Source organism: Fischerella sp. PCC 9605 (assembly GCF_000517105.1).
Classification (GTDB): domain Bacteria; phylum Cyanobacteriota; class Cyanobacteriia; order Cyanobacteriales; family Nostocaceae; genus PCC9605.
In genome coordinates this window covers 2090443-2109938 of sequence record NZ_KI912148.1, presented here as the reverse complement: position 1 = coordinate 2109938, position 19496 = coordinate 2090443, and the positions used below count along the sequence as shown (strand labels likewise).

Genomic DNA, 19496 nt, shown 5'->3' with positions numbered 1-19496 from the left:
CTTATATATTTTTTAAATTTGTTTGGTTTTCCTTTCTAATACCAATTCTCTTTAATCATGAAACATATTTTGTTGACCAGACGTGCCATAATACGTCTGTCAGGATTTATATGTATTGCGTTCAACATGAAATGGTATAAATTGAATTATTTATTGATAGCCAATAATCTACTCCTTTTCCGTTTTTAGATTACTAAAAAATTACAGGCTGTGTTCGGTCAGCTAACACACCCTAAAAAATAACTTTTCCCCTCTAGCAAAAGTTACTTTTTTTACATATAATAGATACTTTTCAAGTGGAAAAGAAGCAAGCCTGCTACTCTAAAAATTTATTGCTAGTATCAATTGTTACTGTGACTCATAAAGTTACTTGTGTCCAAAAATAGCTATTATTTGGCACCAAACCATATGTCAGTGAGCTTCTTCATATATGAAAAATAATCGAACCACCAATCTATGTACTCTCGCATAGGAGGTTCTATGTCCTTAGAGTACTGTGTAGCAAGTTCTATATCCTTGGGGTAGTGTTGGAGCACTTTGTTAATTGGCTTATCATCAAGCTGTTCATCAATTTCCAGAGTGCTTGTATAGCTAGGGTAGTGTTGGAGCACTTTGTTAATTGGCTTATCATCAAGCTGTTCATCAATTTCCAGAGTGCTTGTATAGCTAGACTCGTGTTGCTCTAAATATTGGGCGATCGCATCTAAAATAACTTGAGAGCGATTCGGATTTTTTCCAGCTCGACGAGAGGGGTAAAGTTTCTGCGCCAGTAGATCAATGCGCTTGAGTGTCTCAGGTGGGATGCGGATAGATACTTGGGGGGAATTTGCCATTTGTCTTAACTCTCACCTCATGCATCTGGATGTTGTATCTCACAGGTTGATAGAGAAACAGGACACCCTGGAGGTGCTTCATCCAATAGTGCACAATCTATTTTTAACCTACAGATAAATTATTTTAACGTATGGCTGCAATGGTCTTGCCACACTGCTGTACGGGCGAGTTTGACCAAATATTTCGCCGCGAAGGATGGTAGCAAACCCGCCTCTAACTCCTAGACACTGTTTTATAACAGTTTTATATGGAATGCTCTAATTTGGTAAAAGTTTTAGACAATGAGGCACGCGATCGCTGGTTTTCTCCTAAGGGCGATCGCTAATCATAAATTAATAATAAATTAATAATAAATTACGTATCTAAGTGCTGGACAAAAACAGAATTGTTAGGAATAGGGAATAGAGCATAGGTAAAAAACCTTACACCTTGCACTTTTCCCTTTTTCCCTTACCCTTTACTTATTGCCTTAGGCAAAAACAAAGTTTGCCTGGGTGAGACTGTTTGCCTGAATTCCCAGTAGCACAGCTACATCTTGACCAAAGACTTGGATGACTGCGTCGTTACCTTCTTGGCGAGTTGTCCAATCACTGCCAAGAGACTCGAAGGTAAAACTGGTACCATCCAAGCCAATCACATCTCCCTCTGCACTATTGAAGTCAGTGATAGTATTTGGTTTTGCTGGCAAATTTGTTTCATCGCTAACAATCCAAAATTGATCGGCTCCCTCACCACCAGTAACAATGTTTTCACCCCTGCCAATGTCAGCATATAACTCATCGTTACCTGGCGTACCAAATATGGTTTTGGGAGTGAGGGCAGTAATTTCTTCGTCGATGACTTGCACTACTCCAGCTCCATTAAATTTTTCCTGATAAGCTGTCAGCACCTCATTAATAGCATCTTCGTTTGTCTGGGTGTCTTCCAAAATCAGGGTAACAACCTTGGATGGCTCTTTGAGAATGCTGCCGTCCTCATCCCGCACTTGTCCTTGGGCATCAAACGTAGTTAAACCCGCGAAACGAGGCGAAACAAACTCATCCAGAAATCGCTGAAAATCCTGCTCGGAAACTTGTCTAGCGTTGGGAATATTGCGTCCAAAGTAAAGGTCTGCCTGGATAAGTTCTGGTGTGGGGTCATTATCAATTACGTCCTCAGCCGGGCCGAAACTAACTTCGATATCCTCGTTGACAACTTGCAGGACGCTTTGCTGCTGGAACTCGTCGATGTATGCCTGAACAACTTCTTGAAGGGCATCTTCATTATTTTGAGTGTCCTCAAAAAGGAGCGTGACTACCTTGCTTGGTTCCTCAACCACTGAACTTGTGTCATCCAAGAATCGTCCTTCGGCGTTAAACACGGTTAAACCGGTGAAACGAGGAGTAATACTTTTGTCTAAAAACTGACTAAACTCCTGTTCAGAAACTTGTCCACCTGTAGAAATATTGCGCCCAAAGTACAAATCTGCTTGAACAAACTCCGGTGTGGGGTCATTGTCAATCAAATCGTCGGTTAGCTCAAAGCTGACTTTAAGATCATCGCTATTGGTAACTTGTAGGGTTCCGGCTCCTTTAAATCGCTCATTATAAGCGGCTAGTACTTGGTTAACAATGGTAGCGTTTTCGGGTGTGTCCTCCAAAATCAGGGTGACGACATTGGATTTTTCTTTATTGATGTCGCCATCTGCATCTTTCACCTGCCCTCTGGCATCAAATAGGGTTAATCCAGGAACGAGGGGTACGATTACCTCATCAACGAAGGCTTGAAATTCTGCATCCGATACTTCTGCGCCACCGGGGATATCGCGTCCGAAATATAGATCCTGCTGGGTAAAAGTAGGAGTATCAGAGGGTGGTTCTGCTTCAGATTTGGGCGTTCCTAGGCGAGGATCGAGGTTGAGGGGAGTAGACAATTCAACCTTGATCAATTCATTGTTATCTGGTTGTGAGGGATTGCGGATTGCGTTGAATGGATAGTTGTTGTCGTTGGCAAGCAGGATAGTATTTTCGTCAACAACCAAAATATCTTCGATAGTGAGAAAAGGGAAAGTAAAGACGTCGCTGCCATCGCCATTTAGGTCGTTGGGGTCGGCAATATTGAGCAAATCAATTACTTCCTCTTTCTGGAGGTAGCCCTGATCGTTGGTTTTGGTAACATCAACTTTGAAGATTTTCTTGAACTGTGCCTCTGCTCCGAATTTTTCATCGCGCTCAATAATTAAGAATTCAGTATCGTTGATCCCAGTTGCATCACCGATTGCATGGTCGGGATTGTCTACTTGATAATAACCAACCAAATCCTGATTAAAGGACTTAGACGCAACATCAAATTTGTAAACACGTCGAGAATCTGTTGGGTCGCCGGCAACGTATCCTTCTAGTATGGGATAGAGCGTTTGGCGATCGGGACTGTAACTCATCGCCTCAAAGCCACGCGATCGCGCGAGATTATCGATCGCTTTGTCTTCTTTTACTGCTGAGTTTTGGGGAGAACTAACTTCATCTGCCGTGACTTTGTCCTTAGCAGCAACTCCATCATCGACAAAATCGGTGAAGTAGCCGTCTACACCCAAGCGAATAAACTGCTCGTACTCCAATTCTGGGTTGCCCTTGTAGTCAGCTAACAGATAATAGTCATCACTGCGGAAGGTATAAGGATGCACTAGTAACCCAGCTGCATGAGCATCGTCAACTAGAGAAGTTGGCTCACCCGCAAATCGATCGGCATCGCTAATTTCTCCATCCCCGTTAATGTCATCTGCTTGACCATCGCCATTGTTATCAACAGTTGCAGCGGGTACAATCAGACGTTTGCTAGGGCCGATTCCCTCTGCATAGGTTGCAATTTCTGTCAACCCTTCTGGGGTAGTTAGGTCAGCGTAGGTTTTAGCAATTCCGTCGTCAACGTAGTCGTAGGGAGCGCCGCTACTATCAATTAGCTGCACCAGCGGTATATCAACTCCAGCTGCTGGCATGATTTCGTTTTTGAGCTGCTTGAGATTAGAAACCTCAAAGGATTGAATAAAAACGCGATCGGGATCGGTAAACTCGTTGGCAACGAGAGTATCAATCAGCAGTTGGGAAGTATCGATGTTAATAGGAGTGCCATCGAGATACTTGCCTGTCTCGGCAAAGTAGGTGGGGTGCTTGGTTTCGGGATAAATACCAAGTTTCTTCCCAGTTTTGGCTTCGTACTCTTTGACAAAGTTGATGTACTCTGCCAATGTGGGGATTTGGAAGAAGCCATCATAGTTGGTGCTTTCAGGGCGGATCTCTGGAAGACGCTCGACTGCTCGCAATTCCTTAATTTCAGCGAGTGTGAAATCTTCGGCGAACCAGCCGGTAATAGATTCTCCATCTACAACTTTCGTAGTTAGGCGATCGCCAAACTTCTCAAAATTAGCGACGTTGGTTGTGGCTTCTTTGATAACGGGCTTGCCGTTCTCATCGTAAATAATATTACCGTTCTCATCAGTCTCCACACTTGCCAACACAGGCTCATGGCGGACGATTAAAACTCCATCCTTAGTTACCACCAAGTCAGGTTCGAGAAAGTCTGCTCCGAATTCAGCACCCAAGTTGTTAGAAGCAATTAAGTCTCCGCCGAGGTCGCCGATCGTATGTTCTGGACGGATTCCAGGTGTACCGCCTCTGTGACCGATGACGATGGGGTCTTGTCCGCCGAGAGTATCGAGTGGGTAAATATTCGGGGTGGCAATGGGAGGATCAATTAGCACACCATTGCTATCAAAATGCAGCAGATAGGGCCCGAATTCTTCACCAATCCAAATCGTGCCATCCTCAGCCAACACTATCGATTCCGGATCGAAGTCAGCCCCTGTCAGTTGGCGATCTGGTGACGTTTCATTGACGATTTGCCACCCAATCAGATTATTGGGGTCGGATAGTTGAATAAATTCAGTCGACTCTGCATTGCCATTACCATTATCAACTGTTTTGAAATTAGGATCGACTTTGTGAATTCGCAGCAAATAATCAGCACTATTGGTCTGACTGCCAAAGCCGTTGTCTGATAAAAACCAGTAACTATCTAAGTCAGCAAACTGAACACCACTGAAACCTTGGACGGGTTGTCCTGGAAATGGCCCAGTACGCCCATTACTAGAAATGGGTTTGCCTGTGCCATCATTTGCACCAGAAGGTGAACCGTCGGCAAAGGTATCTGCCGGAAGATAGGAAAATCCAACTAAAGTAGGTTTGTTCATAGGTACAGATGTTTGAGTTAAGTCTGCTCACACTAAACTGCAATCTCAGGAAAGAGCGATCGCGGCATTTTGGCGATCACCCACTAGTCGATAGAGTGTATCGGTAGTGAGCGGCCAAAATAGCTGTGCATCTTTGGGATTATTTAATAGCTGCCAAATGCAAAAGCATCGTCACCGTTCCGCTTTGCCTTTTCTTGCAAGGCTGCCATGCATCGGGGCGCACGGCAAAGAATTAAAATCTCTCTTCCCTGTTAAGAGTTCCCTATTTTCAAGACAGCTATTTGATGTTTCTTTAAATAAAAACTTTACTTGGTACAAAAGTTAAATTGACTATATGAATAGTCAGTAATAAACAGAGTATATTCCTTAACTTTGTATATAACAATGATTTAAATGCACCTATCTTTATATAAAAAAAGATAGAATTAAATCTGATAATTTTCACTGGCAAAACGTATATAGAGCAAGCAAAATTCAAAAAAAACATGTTGCTTAAACTTAGTGACCTGTTTAGTTTAAAATTGCTGTTTTCAAGAATAATATATTTATTGGTTAATTTTCAGTAATATTTTCATTAACTTTAGATTAATACTAATTGTGATTGAAATTACTGCTTATAGTAGCTTAGAATTAGGTGTTTGCTATATGTCCATACCATTTAATTGGATATTATCAAGCTGATGAGCAAAACATTTTGATCGCACCATTGTGTTATGTCGATAGTGAATATTAGTCGTTTATCTGGTTTAGCCTTGTCAAGGTGGTTAAAAACCAACACAAATCTCAGTAAACAAGACTATTTTCTTCTTTGTGTCTACCCTGCGGGAAGCCGAAGAAGGCGTGTCTACGTGTCTTGGTGTTTCAAAAATGATTTTTTTCACCATATAAACGCGCTTTACTCGGCTAAGGTAAAACTACTGATTGTGTAGACAGGCAGTATATTAGTAATTTGGGGAAGGTAGAGAATGGAATTGTATCAGTAAATGCATATGGCATTCTAAACGGAATAACTTTTCCATTAATGTTTAAAGTTTTTAAACCACAAAAGCGATTAAAAGCAACAGATAAATATAAAACTAAACCACAATTGGCAATCGCTTTGCTTCAAATCAAAATTCAAAATGCAAAATGCAAAATTAATAAGAAACACGATTTTGAATTTTGAATTAAGGAAGGGGTGTAACTTTATCTCAACTTTCTTCACTTTTCTTCACTTTGTATGCTAACTTCTGTTACGCTTTCAGCCTCAAATACCAGCTTTTATCCTGACTTTATAAAGTTCTGCTTAACTGACTTAACTGTCATTGAAGAAAGTAAAAATTAAAGCAAAAATTGAAATGCGAATAATTATTTATCTAGATAAATAATTGAGCTTATTAGATCTGGCTTGAAAATAAAACGGTTGGTAGTGGTTAGGACAATAAAAGAGATAATAAGGCGGGACATCCCTTGAGAGCTTCACCAAAATCAGAAAAGAACCAATTTATTTTGATACTTGATCGTGAAAATTTTGTCACAAGAGCATATTTGTTAGGTAGCTCCCTGGAATCCTGATAGAGTGATTGCAAATTGAGAACAGTATTCACTCATGTAAAGAATTGATAATGCTTGCATTGGTTTGAGATGTTATGCAGGATCGCAAGGAAATTATCAAACGAATACTGAATCTCTTTTGAGGAGGCACGCTCATAATTCTGAAGTCAGCCAAAGCCCAGCTGGCAAACCTTGAATGTGCAATCACATACCACAAGCAACTATGCCACTACACAAATATGGAGGAATTTAACTTATGGGATTTCGATACATTCAGAACCTCGTTACACCAGACAAGGTAAACCAATTTCTTGAACTGGTAGATCTGGCTGCCGGAGCGGGTAAAGATACTAACAATGTGTTTGATCTTAGTGAAAAACTACATGCTAGTCATCCGATGCAATTATGCATCAAAGCCGTTCAGTCCGATCCAGCCTGTGCTGCGATGTTAAAAGAACGTTATGCGGGTTCTCCCTACGATTTAGCAGCAATGTTAAATATGCCTAAAGGATCGCTAGGCTGGACTTATGCCAGGGTGATGAGTACTTTAGGCTATGACCCTCAGTTCTATCGCACGCCTGAAAGTTTTGAGCAGGAGGCTGACTACATTAGCTTCAGGGTTTATAAAACTCACGACATTCATCACATTATTACTGGATATAGCATGGATAATTTTGGTGAGTTTGGTGTAATTTCGGTTATGGCTGGGCAGATTCGTTATCCGACTTTTATCTTTCTCGATTTAATAGCACTTCTGATGGCATTTTTCCGCAGTGAAGAACTGTACAGTGAAAACCTGGAACCAGCAGAGCAGTTGAAGACGTTAAGGTATATATTTGACTTGGCGTCAGCAGGAATTGCGATGGGACAGGTTGCCAAACCCCTATTTCCAGTGAAGTGGGAAGAGGGTCTGGAACGCCCACTTGAGGAATGGCGACAACAGTTGAATATTAAACCCGTTGTAGAAGGTCACTATAGCTGGTATAGCCGTCCGGAACTCCAGGCCGCGATTGCTTAGAAGAGTGCGATCGCGACCAACTTAAGGAGGAGTAGTGGATGATTGTGCGAAGGAATTGACCGACAATTTTAAATCAAGAACCATCAATCAATAGGAAGAATCAGGGGATGTGCACTCGAGTTGTTTATCTTGGACCGGAAGACACAATCATTACTGGGCGAACCATGGACTGGAAGAGCGACATGGGGACAAACCTCTGGGCATTCCCACGGGGCATTAAGCGTGATGGGGCAGCTGGGTTCAAATCCATTCAGTGGATCTCCAAATATGGCAGTGTCGTAGCAGCGGGCTTCGATGTTGGTTCAACCGACGGCATCAACGAGAAAGGACTGGTCGCAAACATGCTTTATCTGGTTGAGACAGAATATCCGACACCCACCAGCAATGACCCGCGTAAACCCCTGTGCCTTTCTGCTTGGGCGCAATACGTGTTGGACAACTATGCCACCGTCGCCGAGGCAGTGGAGGACTTAGGCAAAGAACCGTTTTACATTGTGCCGGTTAAGACACCCGACGATCAGGAAGGCACCATCCACCTGTCGATTTCTGACCCTTCAGGTGATTCAGCAATTTTTGAGTACGTGGGTGGAAAGCTGGTGATTCATCACGGTCGTGAATTTCAGGTGATGACCAATTCACCCGTGTACGATCAACAGATTGCCCTGAACAATTACTGGGAGCAGATTGGTGGCACCACCATGCTGCCGGGCACAAATCGAGCCGCCGATCGGTTTGTTCGAGCCTCGTTTTACATCAAGGCGATTCCTCAGACCTCGAATATTAATGAAGCCATTGCCAGTGTTTTTTCGGTGATTCGCAATGCGTCAGTACCCCTAGGCATCAGTACACCGGGACAGCCCAACATCTCCTCAACGATTTGGCGCGTTGTGGCAGATCACAAGAACAAGCGTTACTTCTTTGAATCCACTCGCATCCCAAATGTATTCTGGGTCAGCTTGTCAGACCTGGATTTCTCACCGGGTGCACCGACCAAGAAGCTGACCCCGACGGATGGCACCTTTTTTGCTGGCAATACGGCGGCGCAGTTCCAACCTACAGAGCCGTTCAAGTTTTTGCCAGCAACCGTAGAGTAAGCTTTGTCTTTGGTTGGCGACTCCCTAATCTAGTACAGATATGGAAACAGAAGAATTTATTTTCACCATTTTCTTCTTGACGTTGGGTCCCATTAAAATCATTCCTGCCTTTGCCAATTTGACTCAAGCAATGGAACTCAAATTCAAGCGGGAATTGGCAATTAAGGGGATTGCGATCGCCACTGCCATTTGCCTTTATGTGTTTCTGCTGGGACGCAACCTAGTAGATAAATATCACATTTCTCTAGAAGCGATAGAGATTGCTGGCGGTTTGGTACTGCTTATTTCTGCATTGAATGGGATCTTTCCCACCAGTTAAATTTTATTCATTATGCAACTGTGTAAAAAGTTATAGGTCTAACCGTTATCCTTTCCGAAGACTATGGGCTCTCCCACTCATCGCTTTTGTTACGTTTACCGACGATTACAAGCCTGGTTCATTCTGAGTATAACTATCGTTTTTTTGACACTCGCCATTTATCCGGCTGATGCTCAGCAGAGTAGTCTACTGGGTAATCAAGTTGACGGCTATCCGATTGTTCTGGATGGGAATATATTGTTTCGTGTCAGGCAGGGCATTCCAGGTGTTGCGTCCGCCGAAGAACGAGCAAATGTAATCAACGATCGCTTAACTAGAGTAGCAAATGATGATTCTATCTCACCGGAAACTATCCGGGTTGAAGAACAGGATGACGCATCCGTTGTTTTCGCTCTTGACACGGTTCTCTTCACTGTTAGAGACAGCGATCGAGAAGGCAATCAGTCAGTCAGGAGATTGCACAGAAGACCGTTAAAATTATGCAATCTGCCGTTACTCAATATCGCCACGATCGCAGTACCAAAAAAATTGTGTGGGCCATCGTGTTTGCCGTTCTCAGTACGATCGCTCTGATTAGTTTTCTGGTTCTGCTACAACGGTTTATCTCTCGTTTCCTCATTAAGATTAAAGCGGCTCGGCAAGCGGATGCGTTAGATTTAAGAATTCAAAATTTTCAGCTTTTAGGTTCAGATGCCACTGGCTATTTGCTTTCTGGCATCGTTAAAATTCTGCGATTGCTGCTAATTTTAGTTAGTTTTTATCTCTATACCCCCTTTGTTCTCAGTCAATTTCCAGCAACAAGGGCGATTGGCAGATCTATTTTTAACAACATTGCCTATCGCATCAACCAATTAGTAACAGCATTTGTTCAATCTCTTCCGAACCTAGCGATCGTCGCAATCATTGCTTTTCTCACCTACTACATCGTTCAATTTGCCAAGCTAATCATTACTGAATTGGGGCAAGACAATGCCTACCCCTGGTTCTATGCAGAATGGATACAACCCACCAATCGCCTAGCTACGATTCTCATTGTTGCGATCGCCTGTATCGTTGCGGCTCCTTATCTACCCGGATTTAACTCGCCTGCCTTTCAGAGCATTTCTCTGTTCTTAGGCGCGCTGTTCACATTAGGATCGTCGTCTGCCATTGCCAACGCGATTGCCGGTGTAATTTTGATCTATACTCGTGCCTTCCGGATTGGTGACATCATTCGGATTGAAGATACGACAGGAGAAGTGATTGAAAAATCTTTATTTGTGACTCGAATTCTCACCTTCAAAAAAGAAGTGATCACGATTCCTAATTCATCAGTTCTAAACAGCAACGTGATTAATTTCAATGCGATTTCCCGCGAAGCCAATACTTACTTACTGCTACACACAACAATTACACTAGGATACGAGCTGCCCTGGCGTAAGGTTCATGAGGTGTTAATTCAAGCCGCAAAAGCAACGTCAGGCATTTTATCTGAACCGGGTCCGTTTGTATTGCAAACTGGATTGAATGATTTCAATGTCAGTTATGAATTAAATGCTTACAGCGATCATCCTCAGTTGATGCCCAAGATTTATTCACAGTTGCATCAAAACATCCAAGATTATTGCAATCAAGCAGGCATTGAGATTCTATCTCCAGCGTATTCTTCGATTCGAGATGGCAATCATTCCACCATTCCCAGCAACTACTTACCCGTTGATTACACTCCACCCACATTTCAAATTCATACCCAGAATAATCAACCCTAGCTCCCGAGAGGCTTGCTCATCAGATGAAAGAAGACTATTTATGGTTGGGCGATCGCAACGTTGAGGTTTGAAGTGAGAACGTTGAGGTTTCAAGTGAGAACGTTGTGGTTTCAAGTGAGAACGTTGCGGTTTGAAATGAGAACGTTGCGGTTTAAAGTGAGAACGTTGAGGTTTAAAGTGAGAACGTTGCAGTATGAAATGAGAACATTGCGGTTTCAAGTGAGAACGTTGTGGTTTCAAGTGAGAACGTTGTGGTTTCAAGTGAGAACGTTGCAGTATGAAATGAGAACATTGCGGTTTGAGGTGTGAACGTTGAGGTTTTGCACTTAAAACACCTAGACAGATCGCTCAATGATCTACTTGATTCTAATGTTAGAGTGCGATCGCTTGCAGTTTACCACAACCAACTATCCTTGCTGAATGTCGAGTGGGAAAACGGCGTCCATAATGGAGGCTCCACCGTCTACGTAGATCATTTGACCTGTAATAAAATTGGCTTCTTCCATGCACAAAAGCATAACAGCATTGGCGATATCTTCTGGAGTTCCCAATCGTCTCATCGGTGTCCATCCACTTTGATGCCAGTTTTGAATCGCCTCTTGTACATTTTGCCGCAAAACACGCAAAATGCCGCCATCAATAACGTTTGGTTCGCCAAAAATGCATCCGGGACTAATACCATTCACGGTGATTCTACGAGGAGCTAAAGCCACTGCGAAGTAGCGACACAGCGAGTCTAGTGCAGCTTTGGCAGTTCCCATCGCAGCCCACGGTTGCCAACTAGCCTGTGCGTCCGCTGGGCGAGTAAGTAATGGCAATGATTCTTCCACCGTCGAGCATGAGGCGAGCTGCTTTTTGCGTGCCGAGGAGAAATGCTTGTGCTTGCGAATCGAGAGCTGCACGCCAATGATCCAGAGTTATCTCCATAGGAGAGTGGTAAAACGCAGACATGTCAGGCCGGGCGTTGCTTACGAAAATGTCGAGTTTGCCGAACTTATCTTGAACTTGGTTAAACATGCGGCTGATGTCCTCTGGGTTTGACACATCGGCTTGTACCAAAAAACCATCAGCGCCCTGCTCTCGTAATTTTAACAAGGTATCGTTAGCGGCCTCTTCATTCTTGTAATAATGAATTGCGATGTTGACACCATGCTTTGCTAATTTTATGGCGATCGCTCTACCGATACCACGTGAACTCCCTGTTATTAGGGCATGTTTACCTAATTTCATATTTTTTACTAATTTCTAGAATTAATTTATACTGTCAAGCCCGGGATCGGATCGCAATAGCGATCGCTGTCTATATCAAAGCATCTGCCGCGCCATGAGTTGAGCAAACAGCCCTTGTTGTTTTGCCAGTTCGTCGAAACTTCCTTGCTGTACGACCCTACCGTCCTGAAGTACATAAATGCGGTGAGCATTGCGGATGGTGCTAAGTCGGTGAGCGATCGCAATTCTAGTCACCTGCAATCTTTCCAAGCTTTCACTGACAATCGCCTGAGTTCTGTTATCTAAAGCACTAGTAGCTTCATCAAACAGCAGAATCCGGGGTTTTAATACTAGCGCTCGGGCAATTAATAAACGTTGCCGTTGTCCACCAGAGAGGTTAGTGGCTCCCTCACTAACAACAGTGTGCATACCCATTGGCATAGCTTCAATATCATCCGCTAAGCCAGAAGCCCGCGCTGCTTCCCAAGCTTCCTCCATTGTAATCATGGCTCCGCTGGCAATGTTATCAAAGATGGAACCTGACATCATCCGGCTATTTTGCATCACCACACCCAGCTGTCGGCGCACAGCATTAACATCCAACCCAGCCAAGTCTTGTCCGTCGTAGTAAATAGTGCCAGATTCAGGATGGTCAAATCCCAGCAACAAACGAAACAAAGTCGATTTCCCACTCCCAGAAGGTCCAACCAGAGCGATATACTCTCCCGGCTCAGCTTTGATAGTCACATCATCCAACGTTAGAGGGCCATCATCTCGATAGCGGAAAACCACATGATCTACAAGCAGTTTGCCTGATAGCCTGCCAGGGTCGGTTTTGCTAGCAGAGATTTCTGGTACAGCTTCGAGAATTGGTTCGGCACGCTTCCACATTGGCAAGACTTGCATAACGTCCACAATTGTAGTACTGAGATTAGTGGCTCCACCAATAAAGCTACCAAACGCAGCATTGAAGGCGAGAAAGATACCAGTAGACAAGCCACCACCTTCGGGCGACTCTTGGAGCATACTAGCAGCAGCCCAAAACAGCAGAGCATTTGTGAGCGGTGGCAGGATTTTAGTAATAAAAGTCACACCATCTTCAATACTCTGGGTTCTCAACATGAGTTTGAGTTGATGTGTATACTGTCTGCTCCAGTAAGCAAAAGCTCGTGCCTCTGCTCCCGAGACTCGGATTTTCGCTACACCATTAATCAATTGCACCATCAAACCAAAGATTTGTCCTTCCAACTCCAGCAATGGCCGGAACTTACGCACAGTCAGCATCCCAGAGAAAATCGTGACGCCAATATTGACAACGGCGACTAAACAGGCTAATAAAGCGAGTGTTGTACTGTAGTAGAATAGCAGCGCGAGGTTGAGCAGCGAAAAGAAACTGGAGAAGATGCTTTTGAGAACAGTGCTACTTAGTTTCTGGTGGATACTAGAGATGGCACTAACCCGAGATTTCAAGTCACCAACTGAGAACTGACGGAAAAACGATGCTTGCAAATTCAAAAGCCGATCCCATACCGCCGCTTGCGTAGAAGATTCCGCAAAAGTTTGTACTCTGATGATCGCAAATGCCTGAGTGAGGTCAAACAAAGCTTGTCCAAAGGTGACAGCCAAAAGACCCAAGCCTATTTGCATTAATAATCCCCGGTTAGCATCGGGAATGGCACTGTCGATGAGGACGGCGGTAGCTTGGGGTGTGAGCATCCCCAACACAGTGGTGCAAACTCCAGCCAAAAGTACATAGATCAGATCTTTGACGTGTCCTCGCAGCGCAAACTGAAGTAAATCCAGGATTTTAAATTTTGTATCGGGGAAAGGTCGATAAAAAACGTAGCCAGTCGGAGTCAGCTTGGCAGCAGTGCGCTCATCTACAAGGGTGCGAGTCCGTTCTAGGGGATCGAAAATCTCGTAGCGGTTATCAGATTTTGGCAATATTGCCACGGGATGATCGTCTTTAGTGTAGGTCAGGACAGGGCCAGAGTCCTTTTTCCACCACTTATCAGTTAAAGAAATCCGACGCATCCTTACCCGGGAAGCACGGGCGATCGCTTCTAGTGGTTCTGCTACCCGTCTGAGGTCTTCCGATTGGGCGGGAGGACAAATCTTAATTCCCAAAGCCCGCCCCACTGCACCAGCAGCAATCAACAGGGCTTGATCTGGGTCATCAGCCGATTTCATCTCTGAGGAAAAAGCTGATTTCCGTACTTCCAGCACGGATGACAGTTCCGCCAACGCCTCTTGCATGACATTATAATTGAGACGTTCTCTTTCTTGAAATCTATGTAATTCTGCGGAGATTTCCGACTGCTCTAATAAATCAATGCCTTGGAGGAAATAGGTATTAAGTTGGGACAAACTTTCTAAGATAGTATTCCCATTTTGCAGATCCGAGGTGTTTTTAGTGGCAAGTTCAACAATACTATCTGCCTGCAACCACATATCTGCACTCAAAGGCAACATTCCGGATGCACAAGAAAGTTGCAATTCTTCTAATCCCATCCAGCGAGCATATCCTTCCTGGATTTGCACCCAGGATACAGTACCTTGCTGGGGCTGAAAGATATTGCCGTTATTTAGGGAGAAAAAGTTAATTCCCTCTGGTTTAACTGGTATTCCTGGGGGAGTAATTTCAGACAGTGCGAAGCCTAGTTGATTCACCCAGCCGTCTACCAAAGCTGCTGCCTCACCATTAGCGCTGGCAATTAATCTGTTAAAATCATCTTTTGACATCTTCAGGAGTTCTGTCTCCTCCATCGACACCGCTAGGATCTGGCGCTGCTCCTCCGTTTGGTTGGGGATTGTAGAGAACATCGCCCCTCCGTCTCCAATAGTTAATAAATAACGGCGAGAACCCTCGGGAACACCATCTTTAACTGCGATCGCAAATAGCGCCAAAGAACCAGATTTGACTAGCCAAACCGTCTGCGGGTCATTTAAAAGTATTGGCTGATTACCTTTTAATATATATTGTTGTCCTTGTGGAATCACAAAACTGATTTGTTCTAACATCAGTCGCTGCTCCAATTAAAAATAAGAAAGTAAAATTTATGTTTGATGGGAATTAAGGCTATAGCAGTCCTATCTGATTTGTGGAAAATGTTTTTGAGAAACGAACCACAAAGGACGCAAAGAACACAAAGAAAGAGAAAAAAAGAGTTTCACGAATGATTTAGGATTGCTATATGACCAAGATATTGTTTTAGAAATCGACCACGGATGCACAATAAATAAAAGTTTTTCCTCTACGTTCACCCCTACAAGAGGGGGGAATGAGGGGGGTGCACACAGATGGGATTGGTGATTGGTGATTAGTAGTTTTATTACCTATTACCTATTACTGACCTTTATGAATTCACATTAGACGTAAATTATTTTTGACTCTTGACTCTTGACTCTGTAGAGACGTGCCATGGCACGTCTCTACAACTCTTGACTTTTGACTTTTTTAAAGCGCTCCTCCTTCGCTACGGATCAATTGCAAATATGTACCCTCAACTTGCTTTAATTCGTCATGGGTTCCGCGTTGGACTACTTTTCCTCGTTCGAGGACAATAATTTCATCACAATCTCGGATGGTGCTGAGTCGATGCGCCACAATAATACAAGTACAACCTCGCTGGCGCAGTTTCCGGTCAATGATTTTTTCGGTTTCGGTATCGAGGGCGCTGGTAGCTTCATCCATTACTAAAATGGCGGGGTTATTAACCAAAGCCCGGGCAATTTCTAAGCGCTGTCGCTGACCCCCACTCAAGTTGCTAGCGCCTTCTAATAGTTCCGCACCGTAACCCCCTGGTAAGGAGATGACTACATCGTGGATTGCCGCATCTTTACAAGCACGCACCAAATTACTTTCCGGCACAGTGGTATCCCACAGTGTCAAGTTTTCTCGGACACTGCCAGCAAATAAAAAGATATCCTGCTCTACTAACGCTAGAGAATTAACTAACACCTGGCGAGGAATTTCGCTTCTGGGTATACCGTCAAACAGGATTTCTCCCTGCCAAGGTGCGTATAACCCAGCTACCATTTTGGCGATCGTAGATTTACCAGAACCACTTCCACCCACCAAAGCCACTCGTTGCCCTGGTTTGAGTGAGAAGTTAAAATTTTCAATCAAAGGAGCAGCAACCCGGTTGTAGCCAAATGTAACGTTGCGTAGCTCGACGTATCCTTGCAATTTGGTCGCAGGAGTGGCAGGCGCAGAGACTGGATAACGCGGAGACGAGGCGACTGGATCGCCCTGTGAGGTGGATAACTTATCAAAAATATCTTTCATACCCTGGCGTCCTCGTGTCCCCTTGTTTGCTTGTCCTCCTTGTCCTCCTTCCCTTGTCCCCTTTCCCTTGTCCCCTTTCCCTTGTCCCCCTTGTCCCTTATCGACTTGCCGATCTGTCGGGTTTTGTAAAACATCATCAAGGCGAGTGATACTACCTTCTACTTCTTGCAAGTTGCTGCCAAGGGTGATGAGATTATTTACAGGCTGCATAAACTGTTGCATGAGAGCTTGAAATGCCACTAGCATCCCAATGCTTAAATGTCCATCAATTACCCGTAGACCACCCACGGTGATCAGTAACATTGAGGCTACCCTAGAGAGAAAAGAAGGCAACACCCCCAAAGCTTGGTTTGTGACGTCCATTTCCTGCTGGGCGTTGATCGATTTGGCATAGTAGCCTGCCCACCGGGAGAAGAAATCTGATTCTAAGCCGGATGCCTTAAGTGTTTCCATACTCTGGAGACCAGAAATTGACACTCCGGTAACTTTTCCTTGATCCTGTTGCAATCGCATATTGGCGTCCACCCGTCGTCGGGATACCCATTGCAATGCCAGGAGGTTAAAAGCAACAAAAGCTATGCCTATTGAGGTCAGTACTAAGTCATATTGCAGCATGATCGCAGCATAAAAAATTACTGTGATTGCGGCGATCGCTGTCGTAGCTAATTTACCTGAAAGCAAGCTGGCTAAGATGTCGTTGAGCTGGACGCGGCTGCTGATTTCGCCAGCAAAGCGTTGATCGTAAAAACTAACAGGTAAGTGTAAAATATGCCATAGAAATTGACTGGACATTCCCACAGACAGCTTGATTTTCATCCGGCGCAGGGACTGTAACTGTAGTAGTGTCAAAAATCCCGTAATCACTGCTGTGAAGATAATCCCCAAAATTAGCGGATTCAGCCATTCTTTGCGACCCTGAATTAAAATATTGTCTACAAACACCTGCGAAAAAGCTGGCATTGCCATTCCAGGAATTACCAACAGCAACCCTGCCACTACACAATAAACAAGCGCCCCAACAGAAAAGCGCAGCCTTTGCCACAAAGCCAAGAGAATGCTGGGTTTGCTTCCCCCTTTTTTGAACTCCGGGCCAGGCTGCATAACCAGCACTACACCTGTGAAGGAATTGCTAAATTCTTCCAAGGAGACGTTGCGCGGCCCGCTGGCGGGGTCATTAAGATAAACTCGATCTTTGTCGAATCCCTCTACCACCAAGAAATGGTTGAAATTCCAAAACACAATGTAGGGGCATTGCATTTCCCGCAGTGCGTCCAACTCTGTTTTGAAGCCTTTGGCATTCAACCCGTAGCTTCTAGCAGCAGCGAGAACGTTAGTGGCTTTACTCCCATCACGCGATATACCGCAATCTTGACGGAGTTTTGCTAGAGGTACAATTCGACCGTAATAACCAAGAATAATTCCTAAAGAAGCAGCGCCACATTCCACAGCTTCCATTTGCAGCAGTGTGGGTGTGCGACGCCGGGTATCTTTACGCTTTTTAAATAGTGTTTGTAGTTTTCGCTTTAACATAGTCAATAGTCAATAGTCATTGGTCATTAGTCATTAGTTAGTGGTTAGTAGTTAGTAGTTAGTAGTTAGTAGTTAGTGGGTTATTATTCCACTCCCCCCATTTCCCCATCTCCCCATCTCCCCATTTCCCCCTCTCCCACTCTTTCCTACGAACTACCTAAAGATTTGAGAATGGGCAAAACAAAAGAAATGGGGGCTTCTTCTTTCACAGTTACTCGCACAGAGGAAGTGGTTCCAGGAGTCATTTTCTGTTCTGGGCCCTTGGAAGAAGACCATTTATAGCCACTGAAGGTTGAGGCGTCTGGTTTCAGTTCAGTCATAATTTGGATCTGAGGTTGATCGGACACCAGACTTTGTACGATTTCTGGACTGCCGATCACTTTTGAGGCGCTCTCTTTAGTAACAGGAAAGGGTGAAACATGGGTGACATTGCCGACAATACCGCCAAAGCGTTCTCGCTCGACTGTGGAGGGTGTAATTTGCACTTTCATGCCCTTTTGAACCTTTTTGCCCTCACCAATTGGAAAGAATGTGACACCAACCAACTTGGCGGATGGGTCTTGCGCTTCCATAGTCCCGATTTGGGTTCCCGGAGGTACAATTTGTCCAGGATTGATATTGAGTTCTAAAATGCGTCCGGTATGGTCGCTCTTTACTTGGCTCTCACCATTTACTTTTCGTTCCAGTTGGGCAATACTGCGCTTCAAATCCTGAATCTGATTTGTTCGGGTAATTGAAGATTGCAAATCTTGCTCAGCAAGGGTTTTTTGTTGAGTGTTTAGTTGTGTTAACTGGGTTTTGAGGGAGGCAATTTGATTGAGATTTTGAAGGTAGGACTTTTGTGCCTGAACTTGACTGATGTCTAGTTGCTTTAGTTGTTGTTTGAGATCGGCGATTTTTTGGAGACTATTCAGGTAAGTCTGTTCTGCTTCTAACACGGTATCATCTGAAATAGCTCCTTGAGTTTTCAGCCACTGACGCCGCTCAAGTCTCTGCTTGAGGGTAGGAACCAAAGCTTCAGCATCACGCAAACCTTGTTGGATATTTTTTCGCTGCTGGGCGATCGCATCGAGGTTTTTACTCTTAATAACCGGAGTCAGAGCCTGAGCTTGCTGCAATTCTTGCTCTAAGTTTTGGCGCTGTTGGGCGATCGTAACGATTTGCAATTGGCTGCGTTGGTTTTGAAGTGAATTAGCGTTTTGATCCTGCGCTGTGAGTTCTGCTAGTTTGGTACGTTGCTGCTGTAGTTGCTTTTGCAGTTCTTCTTGGTCAATTGTTGCTAGCACCTGTCCTTTCTTGACAAAGTCGCCCGCGCGTACATTTACTGCCTTGATTTTCCCCTCAATGCTAGGAAACTGAAACCCCACAACTTTGCTGGGAAAGACAAGCACACCTTTACCCTCAACTGTAATCGGGATACGACCAAAAACACTCCAAGCCAAACCGGATGCAACCAAAGTGCCCATAGCAATCAAAGGTAGCCACTTTGTTGGGCTAATTACTTGCATCAACTGATCTAAGCGCTCAGGTGAAGAAGAATGATCTAAAGCTTGTTTGCGAAACAGATTATTTTTTTGATGAACCATTTGACTCCATCCCATTTTCCAAAAATCTGCATGGCATATGAGGATGGGGGTTGCCCATCTGAAATTACATGCCAAGTTATAGGTGTAACAATGTGGTTGTAAATAATGCTTT

Annotated in this window: 12 protein-coding genes and 1 pseudogene; 6 read left to right on the top strand and 7 right to left on the bottom strand. The window is 44.1% G+C overall.

The features are described 5' to 3' along the window. Positions 1 to 389: 389 nt before the first annotated feature. Together FIS9605_RS0111645 and FIS9605_RS41825 are read right to left on the bottom strand one after the other, a co-directional pair. Positions 390 to 833 carry a CopG family ribbon-helix-helix protein gene (locus tag FIS9605_RS0111645; protein WP_026732736.1) on the bottom strand — a complete coding sequence of 148 codons (444 nt, stop codon included), beginning with the start codon at positions 831 to 833 and terminating at the stop codon, positions 390 to 392. Positions 834 to 1303: 470 nt separating this feature from the next. Then, positions 1304 to 5059 carry a DUF3574 domain-containing protein gene (locus tag FIS9605_RS41825; RefSeq protein WP_155960405.1) on the bottom strand — a complete coding sequence of 1252 codons (3756 nt, stop codon included), beginning with the start codon at positions 5057 to 5059 and terminating at the stop codon, positions 1304 to 1306. 907 nt (positions 5060 to 5966) lie between these two features. Between FIS9605_RS41825 and FIS9605_RS45140 the strand changes: the two are divergent. The 6 genes and pseudogenes from FIS9605_RS45140 to FIS9605_RS36860 form a co-directional block, all read left to right on the top strand. Further along, a pseudogene (locus FIS9605_RS45140) lies at positions 5967 to 6164 on the top strand (IS701 family transposase); the annotation flags it as partial. A 684-nt stretch (positions 6165 to 6848) separates the two neighbouring features. Then, entirely contained in the window at positions 6849 to 7610 is a 762-nt protein-coding gene (locus FIS9605_RS0111630) for a Coq4 family protein (RefSeq protein ID WP_026732735.1), read from the top strand. A 107-nt stretch (positions 7611 to 7717) separates the two neighbouring features. Beyond that, a complete protein-coding gene (locus FIS9605_RS36870; protein WP_035139536.1) occupies positions 7718 to 8704 on the top strand; it encodes a linear amide C-N hydrolase in 987 nt (328 codons plus the stop codon). 40 nt (positions 8705 to 8744) lie between these two features. Then, on the top strand, positions 8745 to 9023 hold the full coding sequence (locus tag FIS9605_RS36865) for a MarC family protein (RefSeq protein WP_051469976.1): 279 nt from the start codon (positions 8745 to 8747) through the stop codon (positions 9021 to 9023). A gap of 63 nt (positions 9024 to 9086) precedes the next feature. Beyond that, a complete protein-coding gene (locus FIS9605_RS42625; protein ID WP_155960404.1) occupies positions 9087 to 9596 on the top strand; it encodes a hypothetical protein in 510 nt (169 codons plus the stop codon). Beyond that, positions 9503 to 10771: a mechanosensitive ion channel family protein gene (locus FIS9605_RS36860; RefSeq protein WP_051469975.1), complete on the top strand. Its 1269-nt coding sequence runs from the start codon at positions 9503 to 9505 to the stop codon at positions 10769 to 10771. Before FIS9605_RS42625 ends, FIS9605_RS36860 begins: the two co-directional genes overlap by 94 nt. A 407-nt stretch (positions 10772 to 11178) precedes the next feature. Here the strand turns inward: FIS9605_RS36860 and FIS9605_RS45135 are convergent, their stop codons facing one another. The 5 genes from FIS9605_RS45135 to FIS9605_RS0111595 form a co-directional block, all read right to left on the bottom strand. Next, complete coding sequence (locus FIS9605_RS45135; RefSeq protein ID WP_231510297.1) at positions 11179 to 11589, bottom strand: SDR family oxidoreductase; 411 nt, start codon at positions 11587 to 11589, stop codon at positions 11179 to 11181. Further along, positions 11552 to 12001 carry an SDR family oxidoreductase gene (locus FIS9605_RS45130; protein WP_231510296.1) on the bottom strand — a complete coding sequence of 150 codons (450 nt, stop codon included), beginning with the start codon at positions 11999 to 12001 and terminating at the stop codon, positions 11552 to 11554. The genes FIS9605_RS45135 and FIS9605_RS45130 overlap by 38 nt, the downstream gene beginning before the upstream one ends. Positions 12002 to 12076: 75 nt before the next feature. Further along, complete coding sequence (locus tag FIS9605_RS0111605) at positions 12077 to 15001, bottom strand: NHLP bacteriocin export ABC transporter permease/ATPase subunit (RefSeq protein WP_026732734.1); 2925 nt, start codon at positions 14999 to 15001, stop codon at positions 12077 to 12079. A gap of 436 nt (positions 15002 to 15437) precedes the next feature. After that, positions 15438 to 17798: an NHLP family bacteriocin export ABC transporter peptidase/permease/ATPase subunit gene (locus tag FIS9605_RS0111600; RefSeq protein ID WP_026732733.1), complete on the bottom strand. Its 2361-nt coding sequence runs from the start codon at positions 17796 to 17798 to the stop codon at positions 15438 to 15440. Positions 17799 to 17944: 146 nt separating this feature from the next. Beyond that, positions 17945 to 19384, bottom strand: a complete 1440-nt coding sequence (locus FIS9605_RS0111595) for an NHLP bacteriocin system secretion protein (protein ID WP_026732732.1) — start codon at positions 19382 to 19384, stop codon at positions 17945 to 17947. Positions 19385 to 19496 lie beyond the last annotated feature (112 nt).